This is a genomic window from Chryseobacterium foetidum, assembly GCF_025457425.1.
Classification (GTDB): Bacteria; Bacteroidota; Bacteroidia; order Flavobacteriales; family Weeksellaceae; genus Chryseobacterium; species Chryseobacterium foetidum.
On record NZ_JAMXIA010000001.1, the window covers coordinates 3,494,001 to 3,511,973 of the forward strand.

Annotated in this window: 13 protein-coding genes; 12 read left to right on the top strand and 1 reads right to left on the bottom strand. The window is 36.1% G+C overall.

Features of this window, described 5'->3' with window-relative positions; genetic code table 11:
* Positions 1 to 134: 134 nt before the first annotated feature.
* On the top strand, positions 135 to 2,468 hold the full coding sequence (locus NG809_RS16180; RefSeq protein WP_262152307.1) for a TonB-dependent receptor: 2,334 nt from the start codon (positions 135 to 137) through the stop codon (positions 2,466 to 2,468).
* A gap of 3 nt (positions 2,469 to 2,471) precedes the next feature.
* Positions 2,472 to 3,281 (top strand): DUF4249 domain-containing protein, encoded by an 810-nt coding sequence (locus NG809_RS16185; protein WP_262152308.1) that lies wholly within the window; start codon positions 2,472 to 2,474, stop codon positions 3,279 to 3,281.
* 207 nt (positions 3,282 to 3,488) lie between these two features.
* Here NG809_RS16185 and NG809_RS16190 read toward each other — a convergent pair whose 3' ends face one another.
* A complete protein-coding gene (locus NG809_RS16190; protein WP_262152309.1) occupies positions 3,489 to 3,626 on the bottom strand; it encodes a hypothetical protein in 138 nt (45 codons plus the stop codon).
* An 84-nt stretch (positions 3,627 to 3,710) separates the two neighbouring features.
* Between NG809_RS16190 and NG809_RS16195 the strand changes: the two genes are divergently transcribed.
* The 10 genes from NG809_RS16195 to NG809_RS16240 all read left to right on the top strand — a co-directional run bounded on the left by NG809_RS16195 (position 3,711) and on the right by NG809_RS16240 (position 17,913).
* On the top strand, positions 3,711 to 4,229 hold the full coding sequence (locus NG809_RS16195; RefSeq protein ID WP_262152310.1) for an RNA polymerase sigma factor: 519 nt from the start codon (positions 3,711 to 3,713) through the stop codon (positions 4,227 to 4,229).
* 10 nt (positions 4,230 to 4,239) lie between these two features.
* The gene (locus tag NG809_RS16200; RefSeq protein WP_262152311.1) at positions 4,240 to 6,777 is read left to right on the top strand and encodes a vWA domain-containing protein; all 2,538 of its coding nucleotides are present in this window, start codon (positions 4,240 to 4,242) and stop codon (positions 6,775 to 6,777) included.
* A 67-nt stretch (positions 6,778 to 6,844) separates the two neighbouring features.
* Positions 6,845 to 9,613: a TonB-dependent receptor gene (locus NG809_RS16205; RefSeq protein ID WP_262152312.1), complete on the top strand. Its 2,769-nt coding sequence runs from the start codon at positions 6,845 to 6,847 to the stop codon at positions 9,611 to 9,613.
* Between the two features lie 3 nt (positions 9,614 to 9,616).
* Positions 9,617 to 14,143, top strand: a complete 4,527-nt coding sequence (locus NG809_RS16210) for a TonB-dependent receptor plug domain-containing protein (RefSeq protein ID WP_262152313.1) — start codon at positions 9,617 to 9,619, stop codon at positions 14,141 to 14,143.
* Positions 14,144 to 14,362: 219 nt separating this feature from the next.
* Positions 14,363 to 14,866 carry a GbsR/MarR family transcriptional regulator gene (locus tag NG809_RS16215; RefSeq protein ID WP_262152314.1) on the top strand — a complete coding sequence of 168 codons (504 nt, stop codon included), beginning with the start codon at positions 14,363 to 14,365 and terminating at the stop codon, positions 14,864 to 14,866.
* A gap of 94 nt (positions 14,867 to 14,960) precedes the next feature.
* Positions 14,961 to 15,338, top strand: a complete 378-nt coding sequence (locus tag NG809_RS16220) for a hypothetical protein (RefSeq protein WP_262152315.1) — start codon at positions 14,961 to 14,963, stop codon at positions 15,336 to 15,338.
* Between the two features lie 56 nt (positions 15,339 to 15,394).
* The gene (locus tag NG809_RS16225; protein ID WP_262152316.1) at positions 15,395 to 15,739 is read left to right on the top strand and encodes a hypothetical protein; all 345 of its coding nucleotides are present in this window, start codon (positions 15,395 to 15,397) and stop codon (positions 15,737 to 15,739) included.
* 6 nt (positions 15,740 to 15,745) lie between these two features.
* On the top strand, positions 15,746 to 16,147 hold the full coding sequence (locus NG809_RS16230) for a hypothetical protein (protein ID WP_262152317.1): 402 nt from the start codon (positions 15,746 to 15,748) through the stop codon (positions 16,145 to 16,147).
* A 101-nt stretch (positions 16,148 to 16,248) separates the two neighbouring features.
* Positions 16,249 to 16,626, top strand: a complete 378-nt coding sequence (locus NG809_RS16235; RefSeq protein ID WP_262152318.1) for a hypothetical protein — start codon at positions 16,249 to 16,251, stop codon at positions 16,624 to 16,626.
* 504 nt (positions 16,627 to 17,130) lie between these two features.
* A complete protein-coding gene (locus tag NG809_RS16240) occupies positions 17,131 to 17,913 on the top strand; it encodes a fatty acid desaturase family protein (RefSeq protein ID WP_262152319.1) in 783 nt (260 codons plus the stop codon).
* Positions 17,914 to 17,973 lie beyond the last annotated feature (60 nt).

The following is a 17,973-nucleotide window of genomic DNA, read 5'->3' on the forward strand; positions in this document are numbered from 1 at the left end:
TGTGAGACTAACTTTGTTTAATGAAAAGATCGAATTCTATCTCAGTCATAAAATTTTACAGCAAGATAAAGATGTCTGTGGCGGCGGGTGTAAATGTGTATAATTTCAATATCTTTACATCGTAAATCATTTTAATGCAGACATCATCCTTCAAAGTTGCAGTTTCCATCGCTGCAGTTTGTTTCAGCACAGTCGTTTTTGCACAGCAGAATTATTCTGTGAGCGGAACAGTAAAAGATCAGAAAAACGGCGAATTGCTGATCGGAGTTTCCGTAAAAGTAGCTGAAGATCCCAGCATTTCAGTCACGTCAAACGAATACGGTTTCTATTCTCTTTCTCTTCCCAAAGGTTCCTACACTTTACTGGTCTCCAGTCCGGGCTTTAAAGATTTTCAGCAAAGCATCAACCTTGAGAATGATGTAAAGCAGAACATCCAGCTAATTCAGGAAGGCGATGAGAAAACTTCACAGATTGATGAGGTGGTCATTTCAGCAGTTAAAAAAGATAAAAATCTGAGTTCTGCCCAAATGGGAACTGAAACTTTAAGCATTAAACAGATCGATAAACTTCCTGTTTTGTTTGGTGAAAAAGATGTGATGAAAACCATTCAGCTTTTGCCGGGAATTAAAAGTAATGGTGAAGGAAGTAGTGGATTTTCCGTAAGAGGTGGAGCAACAGACCAGAATTTAATTCTCTTGGATGAAGCTGCGGTTTATAATGCATCGCATTTGCTTGGCTTTTTCAGCACCTTTAACAGTGACGCTCTGAAAGATGTGAGTATCATCAAAGGAAACAGTCCGGCTCAGTATGGCGGGCGTTTGTCTTCTGTTCTGGATGTTAAAATGAAAGACGGAAACAACAAAGACTACAACGTCAACGGCGGAATCGGTTTGATCAGCAGCCGACTCAGCGTTGAAGGACCGATTCAGAAAGAAAAATCTTCGTTCATTGTTTCGGGAAGACGTACTTATGCTGATGTTTTTTTGAAAGCAACCGATGATTTCAAAGACAGTAAACTGTATTTCTATGATTTGAATTTAAAAGCCAATTATCAGATTAACGAAAACAACCGTTTGTATTTATCGGGATATTTTGGAAGAGATGTTTTAGGTCTGGGAGATACTTTCTCGACAGATTGGGGAAATACCACGGCAACTTTGCGTTGGAACAGTATTATCAGCAGTAAATTATTTTCAAACACATCATTCATTTACAGCAATTACAACTACAATGTTGCATTGAGCAGCAACAACAATACCTTCGGTCTCGATTCTGAAATTGAAGACTGGAATTTGAAGCAGGATTTCTCATGGTTTGCAGGGAATAAACATTCAGTAAAATTTGGTTTACAGTCGATTTATCATACCATCACACCAAGCAGTGCTTCGGGAACGAGTGTCAGCAGTTTTCCTCGAAATCCAAGATATTCATGGGAAAATGCGGTGTACATCAATGATGATTTTAAAGCAACAGAGAAGCTCACGATCAACTACGGAGCCAGACTGGCAATGTTCTCAGTCTTAGGCGGCGATACTTTTAACACCTACCAAAACGGAGTTTTAACCGATTCTGAATATTTAGAAAAAGGAAAATTTGGTAAAACGTATGTAAATCTTGAACCGAGAATTACAGCAAATTACAGAATCAATGAAGTAAGCAGCATTAAAGGTGGTTATTCAAGAAATACTCAGAATTTACATTTATTAAGCAACAGCGGAAGCGGAAACCCTACCGATCAGTGGATTGGAAGCAGCTATACCGTAAAACCTGAAATTGCCGACCAGATCAGCGCAGGCTACAGCCGGAATTTCAACAACAATAATTATGAATTGAATGCTGAGATTTATTACAAATCTATGCAGAACCAAATCGATTATAAAAACGGAGCACAAATCTCCTTCGACACCGCTGCGGATGTAGAAAGTGAACTGTTATTCGGAAAGGGAAGGGCTTACGGACTGGAACTCATCGCCAAAAAGAAAAGCGGAAAACTCACCGGATGGATTTCTTACACTTTATCTAAAACCGAAAGACAGATTAATGGCATCAACGATAACGAATGGTACGATGCAAGACAGGATAAAACGCACGACCTCTCTGTTGTTGCAACGTATCAGCTGAATCCAAAATGGTTGATCTCTGGATTGTTTCTTTACAGCACAGGAAATGCAGTGACTTTCCCAACCGGCAAATACGAACTGAACGGACAAACCGTCTTCCAGTACAGCAACCGAAACGCAGACAGGATGCCGGCGTACCACAGAATGGATCTGAGTGCAACCTACGAACCGGTTTCCGAAAAACGTTGGAAAGGCTCATGGTCATTCGGTGTATATAATGTGTATGGAAGAGAAAATGCCTACACCATTACGTTTGAAGACAATCCAAATAATCCGGGAACAACAAGAGCTATGCAGACTTCACTGTTCAAATGGGTTCCGAATATTACTTATAATTTCAAATTCTAATCTATGAAAAATATATTTTTAATCATATTAACTCTGTTTGTAGTAATCTCCTGTGAGAAGGAAATAGATTTAGATTTGGAAGATCAAAGCGGACAGATTGTGATTGAAGCTAATGTTACAGATCAGACCGGACCATATTCCGTGAAAATTACCAAATCGGTTGCTTTCACACAGGCAAATCAATATCCGGCAATCGAAAATGCACAGGTTGTTCTGAGCGACAACACCGGACAAACCGAAACCTTACAGTATACAGGAAACGAAACTTATAAAACATCAACATTTGTGGGACAGCCGGGAAGAACATACACCTTAAAAATTCAGGCTGAGGGAAAGGAATATATTGCCACAAGCACAATGCCTGAGGCAGTTTCTTTCGATGGTATCGAACAGGATTCTTTTATGGTCGGAGGCGAAACAAGTTATACGCTTCTGCCGGTTTTCCTTGATCCACAGGCTTTGGGAAACCGATATTTATTCATTTACACGGTTAATAATAATCCAAAAAAATATTTCTCAGAATTTTCAGATAATGTCAATAACGGATTGCCTAATCAGCGACCTTTAATTCTCCCTAATGATGACGGCGATAACCCTGATGATATCAAGGTGAAAGTGGGTGACACCATTCATGTAGAGATGCAGTGTATAGACAACAGTGTTTACTTGTTCTATTCGGCACTTCTACAACTTTCGGGAGGCGGTTCCGGTGGTGGAATTACACCCGCAAATCCTCCCAGCAATATAAGCAATGGTGCTTTAGGATATTTTTCGGCACACACCGTACGAACGAAAAGTATTGTGATCAATTAGATTTAAAAAAATAGTGAGAGCTTTTGTACAAACAGAAGCTCTTTTTTATAGATTTATTAAATCGGCTTAGGAAACGGAGGCGTGAAAAAATTTTGAAAATTTCCGTAAAGAAATCTCCACTGTCTGAGTGGCGGCAAAGATAGGAGTTATATAACGAAATTTTCTATTCGCCCGAGTTTTGGAGATTTTAGGGAATGCTTCAAAATTTTAACCGACGGTTCCAAGTCTTGAATTTTTGGTTCTTTTGTTTGACGTCGCCGAATCTTCGATTTCAAGACAAAAGAACAGAGCAGTAAAATAAATATGCTCTAAATTTAAAAATCTACATTTTTTGTCAATATCCATAAATATTATATTTTTAAAAAAAAGTTTTACATGTTTCCAACCTCAGTCCAATTTTCTGCATCTTTTAAGGTATAAAGCCACACTATGGAAAATCAATTACTGATAGAATGCCAGCGGAACGACCGCAATGCCCAGCGGAAGATTTACGAGAAAATGGCGGGCAAACTTTATTCAGTCTGCAAACGTTACCTGAAAAACGACGAAGATATTGAGGAAGTTTTGGCCGATACTTTCTATAAGATCTTCACAAAACTCAACCAACTTCATAATCCTGAAATTTTTGAAGCATGGGCAAAAAAAATTGCTGTAAATGAATGCCTTCAGAAGCTGAGAAGTATGAAGGCGCTTCATATTTCTTTAGAAGATGATTTTGTAGAATCTAAAGATGCCCCCACCGACAGTATTTCGTTTGAAAAAGACATTTTGAAGCTGCTCAATTTTCTACCAGAAGGTTGCAGAGCGATTTTCAATCTGTTTGCGATTGAAGGTTATCCTCACAAGGAAATTGCTACCATGCTTTCCATCACTGAGGGAACATCAAAATCCCAGCTCAATTTTGCGAGAAAAAAACTGCAGGAACTTCTGGTTAATCACAACATTTAAAACTTTTACAATGGAAAACAATCACGATATAGATAAAAAATTCAACGAGGCTTCTCAATCTCTGGAAGAACCTGCGACTTTTAATGGTTTTGATAAAGTCTGGGCTAAAGTTGAAGAAAAATTAGATCAAAAAGAAAACAAAAAGCGAATTGTCCCAATCATGTTTCCATACGGAATTGCGGCGAGTTTGATTATTGGTCTGGGAGCTTTTTATTTTATTGAAAAAAATGAAAAATCTCAAATTGAGAGACCTGCAATCGCTACAAATACTGTTGTACCTGAAGTTAAATCAAATGTACAGACCACCGACAGTCTGATAAAATCTAATATAGAAAAAGAATTGAGTTCGCAGAAAGAAATTCAGAAACCTGAAGTTGTAGCGTACGAAAATGCCTTACCAGCACAAATTCCTGTTCTCAGCCCTCCTGAATTACCGCGTCACAGTTCTGATCTTGCATATGAAAAGATTGCTGAGGCACCCGTAATTGCTAATGTTATCACGGAAAATGATGTAAGAGAAGTTCTTGTAACAGGAGCATTAGGACTAAAGAAAAGACAGGATGTGATTGTCAGTTCCAATGCGATTGTTGATGATTCTTACATCAATAAAAGTAATAATTCCAATACTTACAGCACATTATCGAGCAAAGCAACCGGAATTGCGATCAATTCCTCAGGTAAACGAAAAAAGAGCAAAAATGATTCAAATTACACATTACAGCCTCAAGTCAACCAAATTGCAGGGAATGAAAAAGGCTATTTCGACAAGACGCCTTACAACAACAATGTAATAAATTCCCTTCGTGGAAGCGTTGGTGGCTTAGAAATTAATTCAGGATTCAATCAAAATATTACCATTCGTGGAGCAGGAACTTTATCAGGAGGAAATCAGCCAATATATGTTGTAAATGGTGCAGTACAAACGGGAAATGTTTTAAATAAAATCAATCCAAAAAGTATTGAAAGCATTCAGGTGTTAAAAGACGCTTCTGCAACAGCTCTGTACGGAAGCCGTGCCGCAAATGGAGTAGTTGTTGTGACCACCAAAAAACTTTCAAGAAAAGAGAAAAAAGCGTTTAAAAAACTGCAGAAAGTTCAGGACAGCATCAACCGTGCAAGACAGATTCAGCAACAGAATTCTGAAGAATATGATGCTTTTGTTGAAAACCCTTTTGAACTGACGAAAAATCAGTCCGTTTCTACATTTTCGGTTGATGTGGATAAGGCGGCGTATTCCAACATCCGACGAATGATTAACAATGGCGAATATGTTAATAAAAACGCTGTGAGAATAGAAGAAATGATTAATTATTTTAAATACAGTTATCCACAACCAAAAAACAATCAGCCATTTTCAATCAACACGGAGTACAACGATTCACCTTGGAATTCTCAGCATAAATTATTGAAAATAGGACTTCAAGGCAAAGATTTACCGATGGAAAAACTGCCGAATTCAAATTTTGTTTTTTTAATTGACGTTTCGGGATCGATGAATGCTGCGAACAAATTGCCTTTATTGAAATCGTCTTTCAAAGTCCTTCTGGATCAGTTAAGACCGACGGATAAAGTCGGAATTGTAGTCTACGCAGGAAGCGCAGGAATGGTTTTACCACCTACTTCAGCCAATGAAAAAAATAAAATCATCGAAGCTTTGGATCAGCTCGAAGCTGGCGGAAGTACAGCAGGCGGTGCAGGAATTGAGTTAGCTTACAAACTCGCTCAGGAAAATTTCATTAAAGGTGGAAACAATCGTGTGATCATCGCAACCGACGGAGATTTCAACGTGGGAACTTCTTCTACAGGCGACCTGCAGACTTTGATTGAAGATAAAAGAAAATCGGGCGTTTTTCTGACCTGTTTAGGTTTCGGAATGGGTAATTTTAAAGACAACCGCATGGAAACTTTAGCCAACAAAGGCAACGGAAACTATGCTTACATTGATAATCTTCAGGAAGCCAATAAGTTTTTAGGAAAAGAGTTTGCCGGAAATATGTACGCCATTGCAAAAGATGTAAAAATTCAGATTGAATTCAATCCGAAATATGTGAAATCTTATCGTTTGATCGGTTACGAAAACCGAAAACTGAAGAATGAAGATTTTACCAACGATAAAATTGATGCAGGAGAACTGGGAAGCGGTCATACCGTAACGGCTCTATACGAAGTTATTCCAATTGATGTGAAATCTGAGTTTTTACCGAAAGAATCTGATTTAAAATACACCAAAAACACAAATGATGGAAATTTCAGTGATGAACTGGCGACCGTAAAATTTAGATACAAAAAACCTGATGGTGATACAAGTTCGGAGATCGTTCAGGTCGTGAAAAATTCTAATGAAAGCTTTTCATCGGCGAGTGAGGATTTTAAATTTGCTTCTGCTGTCGCGTGGTTTGGTTTGGTTTTGAGAAATTCAGATTTAATTAAAAATAAAGATTTGAAGGAGGTTGAAAAACTGGCAAAGAAGGGCAGTGGAAACGATGATGAAGGTTACAGAGCAGAGTTTGTAAGATTGGTTGAGGCTTACAGAAATTTAAACAGATAAGTGAAACTTAAAACAGAAATTTCTTCGGAGATTTCTGTTTTTTTCTCTATTTTTAGACATATTATTGATGATGAAAAAAATCTACCTGTTTCTTCCTTTTTTAGCGACTCAGTTTTTGTTTGCTCAGAGTTCGCAGCAGTATTATTCCGGAATATTTTTAGCTAAAGACAAAAAACCCAAAGCTTTTCTCAAAGTTTTCAATAAAAACACGGGTGTTTACGAGGAAACTGATGAAGAAGGTTTTGCCATTATTCAGGCGCAGAAGTACGATACTCTTGTCTGGAACAATGGTAAAAACACGCAGGTTGTTTACGGGGTTCAGGAACTGAAATATATTCTGGAAAACCGTGTTCCCCTAAAATCAGTTGAAGCATTAAAATCGAAAGATTACGACAGTCTGATTACAAAACCCAAATCAGATGAATACAGTATTTCCAAGCCGGATTATTATCTTTCAAAAAACTTAGATTCTTATTTCGACAAAATCAGAAAGCTGAAGCAGAAAAACGGCGATACTATAAAAATAAAGAAGCAAGAGCAGAATAAACTCATCATCAACGGGAGTTTCAATACATCATTTGAGGTTAGAAACCGAAATTCAATTCCGCAAACCCAAAACCGATATGTGCAGGGAAGATCTCAGAGCGGAAATTTGATCTGGCGCGGTCCGGAGACCAATGAAATATTCAGTTATGGTCCAGATATTTCAACCTTAGCCTACAATTTTCAGCCTTATGATTACGATGTAAACGGTCAGTTGATTCCTGTTTCAGGAGGAGTGAATGCTGCGAGACCGTATGATAATTCTTTGTTTTCTACGACTGTAGGTTTTCACAATCAGCTGCAGATCAATACATTTATAAAAGGAGATGGTTACAACGAAAAAGTTCGTCTTTCAATGGATTTAGGTCAGCATAAAAACCAAACCTACTTCATCAGTCAGTACGACATCAACAATACTTTTAAGGCTAAACTCAATGCGTATGTTTTGAAATTTAAAATTCAGGCACTGTTTGATTTGGATGAAACTAAAGCGACAAATACCAATCGTGCGGCACTTTTCAACCGTGCTTATCAGGAATCTCTGCTCACGCCGGTTTCGTTTTCAAATCAGCAGGGAGGTTTTCTTACCAATGGTCAGAAAAGAAGTTACAGTCAGTTGGGCGATAACCCAGAATTTCTTTTTGCACAGAACAACAGGTATAATTTTCTTTCCAATCAAAAGAAATACAGCTTTAATATTTCAAGAAAATTTGATGATTTTAATTTCAGCGTCAGTCAAACGTACGAAAATGACAAATTCAGTAATTCAGATATTTATAAACCCACTACCAACGGCTTTTTAGGTGGGTTGATCAATGAAAGACTTCAGAATAACGATCTTTACAATGCCAATGTCTCTGCCAATTACTCTTTTGGCGACTATGATTTCAGAAGTACATTCAATCTTAATTTTATTTTAAATGAAAGAAAATCTGATGTTTTTCACAGTTCGCAGAACCAAAAATATTTGTATCAAAGAAGTTCACAGGATTATATTTTTAATTATGATCTGAAATTTGATGACGGTGATTTTGAATTTGGTGCTAATATTGGAAACTCATTTTACGTCTCAAACACTTCTCTGAATAATAAATTCTGGCTTCCCAAAGCCAATGGATTCGTTCAGTTCAACGATATTTTCGACTGGAGAGGCACACGCCTGAAACTTTTTGGAGCATATACACATCAGAGTTCAGAACCTGATATTACCAATTCGTTTTCGTCATATTCGACCACGCAGTTTCTCGCTCAAAACGCAAGTCAGTATTTTCCAATACGTGAGGTTGAAAGTTTTAAAAATTTCTCAACCGTCGATATTGCAGAAACCAAGGCAGGATTTAACTTTAATATTTACAGCCGATTTAATTTTGGCGGTGAATACTTTTCAAGAAAGATTATAAATGATATTTTTCCGGTGTTCGAAAATAACAGATTGTTGCTGAAGAATCTCGCAGATCATACGTACAGCGGCGTTGAACTGAATGCTTCCTATGAGAATTTCAGGATCGCAGAAGATTTTACAATGACGAACCGTGCTTCATTTTATAAATATCGGGATGTCGTTGATAAAGTTGCTTCAGGATACAATAATCTTGCTGTTGCAGGTTTTCAGGATGTTTATAAAACGTTAACTGAAGGCGAGATTTTAGGTGCAGTAGTCGGAAATTATTATGAAACGAATGCTGCCGGCCAAACCCTTATCGATGATTTTGGATTTCCGGTAGCATCAAACACAAAAAAAATAATTGCAGATCCTACACCGGATTTTGTGATGAAATTTACGCACACTTTCAACTATAAAATGTTCACGCTCGATATCAACTGGGAATGGAAAAAAGGCGGACAACTCTGGAACGGAACCCAAGCTGTACTCGATTATTACGGACGTTCCAAAACCTCTGGCGATGACAGAAATCTGAAAAATTATGTCTTTTCAGGTGTTAATTTAAACGGAACCGTCAATCAGATTCCGGTTGATTTTTACGACCCAAACCTGACTGTTTTTGAAAACCGCTGGACGAGATATGGCTACACAGGAGTTGCAGAAAACTATGTGCAAAATGCAGATTATGTAAGAATCAACTCAGTTTCTCTAGGAGCAAAGTTCGATGTCGGAAGTTTCAGAAGAAGTCTTGGAGTTTCTTTGTTTGTGAACAATATCATGCTTTGGCAGGCGAATTCAGGTGCAGATCCGAGTCAGAATTTTTATGATCTGGATAGCGGTCGTGGCTTGGATTTCTTCAATCTTCCGTCTTACAAAAGTTTTGGATGCATGGTTTCATTTCAATTTTAAATTATGAAAAAAAGATTTACCCAATATATTTCGCTTCTGATTTTAGTTTTGATCAGCTTAAATCTCAACGCACAGCAGAAATTCAGCGATTTCAAAAAAGAAAAAACGTACATCCAGACCAATCACGTTTTTTACAAACCAGATGAGGAAATGTACTTTAAAATTTATGTCGTTCAGGCAGAAAATCAGCTTCCTGCAGATCAGTCTAAGGTGGTGAATTTTGAAATGACAGATCCCAGCGGAACCGTCGTTAAAAAAGATAAGTACGAGATTAAAAACGGTCACGCAGAAGGATATTTCTATTTTGGAAATGAAATGAAAGGCGGAATTTACAAACTGAGAGCCTTTACCAACTGGATGCAGAATGAAAACGGAAAAAATGTATTTGAGAAAGAAATTACACTCCAGAAAATTGTTTCGCCAAGAATTTTAATGAAACTTGATTTTCCAAAAAAAGGCTACGGTGCAGGCGATGAGGTTCTGGCTGATTTCTCAATGCGAAGTCTGAGCAATCTTCCAATTCCTTTTTATGAAGCCAGTTTTACGGTAACGCATCAAGGTGAAAAAATTAATGAAGGCACTTTGATTACCGATAAAGAAGGGAAATATCTATTGAAATTTAAGCTTCCGGGTGTTTTAAAATCTTCTGATGCTTTGTTGAATATTAAAGTAGACTTTGATGGTTTTACAGAATCTATTTCAAGAAATATTCCTATTGTTCTGAATAATCTTGATCTGAAATTTATGCCTGAAGGCGGAACTTTTATCAACGGAATCGAGCAGAATATTGCCTTTAAAGTTTTGGATGAGTTTGAAAAACCTGTGGATGCCGTTTTGGGAATTTACAATCAGGATCATCAGAAAATATTGGAAGTTTCAGCCTATAATTTTGGGATGGGAAGCTTTAATTTAAATCCAAAAAATGACGAAACATATTATGCAAAGGTTTTAAAACCGGAAAATATCAGTCAAATTTATCCTTTACCAACAGCGAAAAATGATGGAATTGTTTTAAATCTTAAAAAAGAAAATCAGATCATCAGTTTAAATATCATTTCAACGTCAGAAAGAAACGTTTTAATCTCAGGAAACTTCCGTGAAAAGGAGATTTATTCTAAAAATTTAAGTTTAAAAAAAGGTTTAAATCAAGTTGAAATTTCAGAAAAAGAACTTCCGATCGGGATCTGCAGATTTACGGTTTCAGAAAATAAAATTCCGTTGGCTGAAAGAATTGTTTTTGCCAATGAAAACAAGCAGATGAAGGTGAAAGTTACACCTGTAAAGAAAAACTATTTGCCGAGGGAAAAAGCTGTTGTCAATATTGAAACGACCGACGAAAATAACCAACCCATTCCTGCAAACCTTGCTGTAAGCGTTGTTGACGATAAATTATGGACGTATGCTGATGATAAGCAAAATCACATCCAGTCATGGCTTTTGATGGATTCTGAATTGAAAGGTAAAATTGAAAGACCGCAGTTTTATTTTGATAAAAACGAAGAGAAAGCAACGAAAAGTTTAGATTTGATAATGCTGACGAACGGTTACCGGTATTTTGAAATCATTCCCGAAGTCGAAAAGTCAGGCAAATACAAATATCTTCCGGAAAAGAAAAATCCGATCTACGGAATTGTCGAAGACGAAAATAAAAAGCCTGTTGCCGCTGAAGTTTATCTGTTCAACGGAAAATCTCTGAAAAAACAAATCACCTCAGACAATGGATTGTTTTACTTCTCAGACCTTAATGCCGGTGAGGGAAACAGAGTGATTGCAAAAGCTTTGAAACAAAAAAAAGAAGTCAAAATAAGATTTTTATCCTACAAACTTCAACTCAATCCTTTAGAAAAACAAATTCTGAAAAATATTGACGTTGAGGAGATTATCAAAGAAGCTGAGATTAAAGAAAAGCCGAAAACCAATGCCCAGAGCGTTGAAAGTTTAAACAAAAATAAAGCGTATGTAAATTCAAGAGCAGATACAATCAGTAAAGAAACCAGAATTGAAGAAGTAGTTTATGTGGGAGCAATTTCCAGAAAAACAGAACAAACGTCGGCAGTTCAAACTGTCTGGTCAGACGAAATAAATTCTTCAAACACAATTTCTGCAGTCTCGGGAAGAGTATCTGGCATCCGAATTAGTGAATCTGCAACTCCGGGAATTTCTACTCAATCTATTGTTATTCGTGGAGCTGCAACAATTGGAAGTCAAAATGAACCTCTTTATATTATTGATGGTGTGGTTTCGAATTCTGCAGAATTAAAAGCTTTGAACCCAAAAAATATCAGCGATATTTCTATATTAAAAGATGCTGCAGCGACTTCTGTGTATGGAAGCAGCGGAATGTCTGGAGTGGTGATTATCAACTCAAAAAAATACCAGAATGCGCTTTTGAAGTTTGATATCACGCCAAAATCTCAGTATGCTCTCAAAAATGTGCCGCGAGACAGCCTGACAAATTACGCCTACAGCCGTAATTTTGCCTATCCTGAATACAAAACCACCAACACAGCCTACCGCCACGATTACCGTGAAGCTTTATACTGGAATCCCATCGTAGAAACCGACAAAAACGGGAAAGCTCAGATAGAATTTTATCAGTCTGATGCCAATTCTGCTTTCAGAATTATGACCGAAGGAATATCTGCAAAAGGCTTGATTGGAAGAGATGAAACCACGTATTCAGCTCAAAGTTTAATTTCTATTGATGCCAAAATTCCACAATATCTGACGCGGACAGATCAAATGACCATTCCGGTTGTGATTAAAAATAATTCGTCTGAAACGAGAACTTTAACGATGAACGTCATTGTTCAGAATCATATCAATGTGATGAGAACAGACAGTTTGATCACATTAAAACCTTTGGAATCGGGAAGATTATTTGTGACAATGCAAACCGATAAACTGATTCATTCCAATATTCAGTTTACTGTAAAATCCGGTGATTTCAGAGAAACGGTGATTTTGCCTGTGAATGTTGAAGAAAAAGGGTTTCCACATTATTTTTCGATCATCAACAATAAAAACGAAACCTACAAAATTGATGTTCCGGAATATGTGAACGGAAGTTTTATGTCTTCATATTATGTGTATCAAAATTCTGCTTTGCAGATGTTTGAAGATCTGGAAAGACTTAAAAGAGAACCTCATGGCTGTTTTGAACAGCTTTCTTCAACAGTTTATCCGAATATTTTTATTCTCGATTATTTAAAATCAACCAAAAAAATTGATGCTGATACTGAGTCTAAAGTGATGAGAAACTTGAAAAAAGGGTATCAGAAAATGCTTTCCTATAAAAATAGAGATGGCGGTTTCTCTTATTTTGGGTCGACGGATTCTGATGTTGCACTTTCTGCCTTTGCTTTGTTGGAATTCAGAGATCTGAAAAAATATGTGAATGTTGATGCGAAATTAATTCAGAATTTAAGCTCATTTATTTTGTCTAAAAAAGATGCAAACGGCCTGTTTGAAGTGAGAAAAAGCTACGAAATGAGAACTTCATATTCAGAATATTCATGGTCGAGAAATATGTATGTTTTGTATGCTTTATCGAAACTTGGTTATAAAAATGAACTGCTTCAAAACTATGACTACAGCCTGAAAAGAGTTATGGCGACAAAAGATTCTTACCAATTGGCATTGATGGCAAATACGGCGAAAAATTTAGATAAAACTGAAGATTACAGCACTTTACTTACAATCCTGAACAAACAGTATGCAGCCAAAAATGTCAAAACTAAAACTACGTTCACTGGTTCGGGAGGTATTTCTGCCAGTGCCGAAACGCTTTCGCTTTACCTGATGGCTTTACAGAAAAATGAATCTGCCAATCAGTTAAAAATCGCTGAAGTTGCCGATGAATTAATTAATTACAACGGGTATTACGGATTTGGCTCTACACAGGCAACCGCTTTGGCCTTGGAATCACTTTCAGGTTTTTTTGCCAAAAATGAAAAATTATTTGGAACTGAAAAACCGGTCATTAAAGTAAATGGTGCTGTTGTTTCAGACAAAAATATCAGCTTTTCATCGGCTTTCAGAAAAGGAGAAAATGATTTGAAAGTGGAATATCCAGGTAAAAAAGGTCTGCCTTTTAAATTGGATTATCAATATTATACTTTAGAACCGCCGAAAAGCGTTGATATTCCTGTTACTTTAGAAACAAAACTGAAATCTCAAACTTCAAAAGTAGGAGAGACCAACAGAATGACGGTAGTCGTGAAAAATAAAATTAATGGAGATTTACCAATGACTACTGCGAAAATCGGAATTCCTGCAGGCTTGACTTTACAAAATGCTCTGTTGAAAGATATGGTTGATAAAAAGCAGGTTTCTTACTATGAAATATTTGATAACTATCTGGTTTTGTATTGGGAACACTTGGATGCGAATGAAACGAAAACGATTAATTTAGATTTAAAAGTACAATTTGCCGGAGAATATACAGGAAAAGCAAGCAATGTTTATCTTTATTACATGCCGGAAGCTAAGTTTTGGAATCAGGGACTTCAGGCTAAGATTGCGCCTTAGCTTAATATGAAAAAAAATATATCTTGAAACTTTCATATTTGCTATCCTCCAGCTGAGCAATATTTTTGCAGCAGAAAAATTCTTTACAAAATGGCGTTCCATTGGAGCGCTATCTTTTTTGAAACAATAAAAATCAATAATTTCAAAATAAACTTTCAAATATTATTGAAAATTCAAAAACTATTATTATATTTGTAATAGAAATTTAAAGAAGACAAAATGAAACTTTCAGAAGCCAAAGAAAAATACATCCAAACGTGGGGAACATTCGCAACGAGTTGGGGAATCAACCGGACGATGGCACAGGTTCACGCCTTGCTTTTGGCCAACGGGAAACCACTTTCCACCGATGAGGTGATGGAACTTCTGGAGATTTCGAGAGGTAACGCCAACATGAATCTCCGTGCGTTGATGGATTGGGGAATTGTGAAAAAAGAATTTATCAAAGGCGACCGGAAAGAATATTTTACTGCAGAAAAAGATGTTTGGTTTCTTTTTAAACAAATCACAAAAGAACGCAGAAAACGTGAAATTGAGCCGGTTGTAGCATTTTTAGATGAACTGAAAAACATCGAAGACAACGACTCAGCAGAAGCAAAAGAGTTTATCAAATTAATGGACGATTTTAGCAGCGTGACGAGTAAAATCAATAATATTATGGATCTTGCCATCAAAAGCGACGATCATTGGCTGGTAGGAAAGATTACCAACTTGTTAAAATAGAAATGAACTCAAAATCCATTTTTATTTCAAATTAACTTTCAAAAATTACTGAAAGTATAGTAAATAAAGTAATTAAGCTATAAAAACTGGAGTCATGAAACTTAAGATTTTAACTGTAGAATTGGTTTTTCAAATCTTGTTGAGTATCGGAAGTACTCTGTGTGTCGTCTATCAATACTTTCAAAATGATTTTCTGATGGCATTTTTGATCGCATTATTTTTTGTTGGAATTGGTAATTTGATTGGCTTTTTTATCAGACTTTCCACAATTCAGAGTCCTTTCAACAAATATTACTTCTACGGAATTGTTGTGTTTTTCGCGATGACTTTTCTTCTCTATAAGTTTGATTTTGGCGAAGAAACTATATTTAATTTTTTAGGAATCGGTGGTGTACTTTTCAATTTGTATTATCTGATGTACGTATTTATCAACGTTAAAAAGTTATCAGACGAAGCGAAAGTAATACTATAGCACTTTTTTATTTAAAATTTCCTTTCAAAAATTATTGAAACTATAATAACTATAAAATGTTTAATATTATTTCATACATTATTTTCCTCGCCATCACCTCTTACATCACGGTCGATGTGGGCAGAAGATGCTTCAATTCAGGGAAACTATATCTGGAATATTTGATTAAAGACAAAGATTTCTGCCTCACCGTCAACAGAATTCTACTCGGAAGTTACTATCTCGTGAATCTCGGCTACATTTCCATCAGTTTAAGTTTTTGGGGTAAAATTTCGAGTATAGAGGAACTGATTTATACCGTTTCGAACCGCATCGGAATTATCATATTAATCCTATGTACACTACATTTTGTCAATTTGTTCACGCTTTATATTTTAAGAAAAAAATTAACAATAAAATAAATTATCATGACAGCAACCATCCTTACCCAAACGTACAATTTTTCAGCGTACATGATTTACCTACCAATCGTCATCACACTCACCGTGCTGGTTTCACAGTTTCTGTTTAAAAATTCCAAAACTTTTATGATCGATATTTTTCATCAGAAACAGGACATTGCTATGGCAACCAACTCGCTTTTTAAAATTGGTTTTTACCTTCTCAATCTTGGTTTTGCCCTCTGTATCATTGAGTTTTTTCAAATTGAAACGGTCGAGAGACTGGTCGTGGCACTGAGCAAAAAAATAGGAGGATTCTCAATTTATCTCGGCGTAATGATGCTTTTAAACTTACTCCTTTTCCTTAAAGGCCGCAAACATGCGATGAATAAAGACAAAGTACACACTGAAGAAACTGTAGAATTATAATTTTAAAAATTTAATATTATGAAAAACCTGATCGTTCATCTGTTCCTCATCTTTTATTTCGGAGGAAAAACGAAGAGAATTAACTTTTAAAATTGAATGCAATGAAGACTTTTCTTAATATCGATTACTACATTCAAATCACCGTATTCTTCGGTTACATCATTTTCGCTTTGATAAATTCACAGTTGCAGAATGGATTTGCTCAGGTTTGGTTTTATTTCTATTACGTGGTCGGAGGATTTCAATTAATAAGTTATTTATTAAGAATTTGTCTGGGATTCTGGAAAGACCTTTTTATCAAAATTTATGGAATAATGATTTTACCAATTTGGCTTATACTTCTGCTTGAGAAATTTTATATTAACATTGATCCGCTCTTTTTTATTTTGTTTTATGGATTGTTTACCAGTCCTGTCATGGCTTTTTTTTATCTTTTTTACTGTCGTGATAAAGCGAACAATCCTGCAGTACAACTATAATTCTATTATTTAAAATTAAAATATAGTGCCATGAAAACTTTTCTTACAATTGATTATAAAATTCAGATTTTTGGATTTATCTTCATACCTGTCGCTTTCGCTCTGTACAGTTTTATAATGAAGGAAATGTTAGTTTTTAAAGCATTTGTATGGATATCCTTGTTGCAGTTGGTAAGCATGATAATTAGACTGATGATCAATCATAAGAAAGATCTTTTCTTCTGTTTTTATCTGCTGTTTTTCATATCATTTTGGATGTTTGTTTTGTACGAAAAATCAAGGTTTAAATTTTCATATTCATTTGAAAGTATTTGGCTTCAGCTGAGCGTTTTCAGCGGATTTATTTACTATTTTTTTTTATTCTTCTATCCGTTTTATCTGCGTGAATTATCAAAAATAAAAACTTAGAATTTTTATTTTCGATCTGCCAGTTCTTCCAAAGTTGACATTCTGAACGACTAAATTGCTAATGTCTAATATGATAACCTTTAAAAACTAAAAAAAATGAACCACCTCGAACTGACAAAAAAAGTAGAATGGAAAGACCTCAAAACTCTTTCCACAAAAGAAATGTTAATCGAAAACAACATCAGTCTCCCTTGGCTTCTCATCTCTCTTTTTCTGGCTTACAAAGGATATTATTGGGCAGCGCTTCCGTTTTCAGGATTTTATTTTCTTACTGCTTTAAGGCAGGTTCACAATGGCTTTCACAATTCGTTGGGAACGGGAAAATTCCTCACATGGCTGTCGATGTATTTAAACAGTATCTCAATGTTGGCGTCGATTCACGCCGTTAAATTTAATCACATCAGGCATCACAAATATTGTCTTTCCGATGACGATTATGAAGGGAAATCTGCCTCAATGAAATGGTTTCAGGCGATCTTATACGGCCCGAAACATATGTTTTTAATCCATTGGATGACGTTTAAACTGGCGAATAAAAGCTACAGAAAAAATTTAATTTTAGAGCTGCTTTCAATTTCAGTTTTTGTTGCTGTGACGCTCTGTTTCCAAATCAATTTCCTGATGTATCATATTGTAATTATGTTTTTCGGAGAACTTCTCATGGCGTTTTTTGCAGTCTGGACGGTGCATCACGATACCCACGACACTCCGAATATCGCAAGAACACAGCGTGGATTTTGGAAAAATAAACTAACTTTCAGCATGTTTTACCACATGGAACACCATCTTTTTCCAGCCGTTCCAACCATTAAATTACCCGAACTGGCAGAAAGAATAGATAAAGTTTTACCGGAATTAAACAAGAGACAGACGTTCTAAAGTCCGAAAGGGAGGATTTAACAAAGGATAGGATGCAATCCTATCAAACATATATAATTT

Coding starts and splice junctions, on each gene's coding strand:
- NG809_RS16180 (WP_262152307.1), top strand. CDS start 135: ATGCAGACATCATCCTTCAAAGTTGCAGTTTCCATCGCTGCAGTTTGT.
- NG809_RS16185 (WP_262152308.1), top strand. CDS start 2,472: ATGAAAAATATATTTTTAATCATATTAACTCTGTTTGTAGTAATCTCC.
- NG809_RS16190 (WP_262152309.1), bottom strand. CDS start 3,626: ATGGATATTGACAAAAAATGTAGATTTTTAAATTTAGAGCATATTTAT.
- NG809_RS16195 (WP_262152310.1), top strand. CDS start 3,711: ATGGAAAATCAATTACTGATAGAATGCCAGCGGAACGACCGCAATGCC.
- NG809_RS16200 (WP_262152311.1), top strand. CDS start 4,240: ATGGAAAACAATCACGATATAGATAAAAAATTCAACGAGGCTTCTCAA.
- NG809_RS16205 (WP_262152312.1), top strand. CDS start 6,845: ATGATGAAAAAAATCTACCTGTTTCTTCCTTTTTTAGCGACTCAGTTT.
- NG809_RS16210 (WP_262152313.1), top strand. CDS start 9,617: ATGAAAAAAAGATTTACCCAATATATTTCGCTTCTGATTTTAGTTTTG.
- NG809_RS16215 (WP_262152314.1), top strand. CDS start 14,363: ATGAAACTTTCAGAAGCCAAAGAAAAATACATCCAAACGTGGGGAACA.
- NG809_RS16220 (WP_262152315.1), top strand. CDS start 14,961: ATGAAACTTAAGATTTTAACTGTAGAATTGGTTTTTCAAATCTTGTTG.
- NG809_RS16225 (WP_262152316.1), top strand. CDS start 15,395: ATGTTTAATATTATTTCATACATTATTTTCCTCGCCATCACCTCTTAC.
- NG809_RS16230 (WP_262152317.1), top strand. CDS start 15,746: ATGACAGCAACCATCCTTACCCAAACGTACAATTTTTCAGCGTACATG.
- NG809_RS16235 (WP_262152318.1), top strand. CDS start 16,249: ATGAAGACTTTTCTTAATATCGATTACTACATTCAAATCACCGTATTC.
- NG809_RS16240 (WP_262152319.1), top strand. CDS start 17,131: ATGAACCACCTCGAACTGACAAAAAAAGTAGAATGGAAAGACCTCAAA.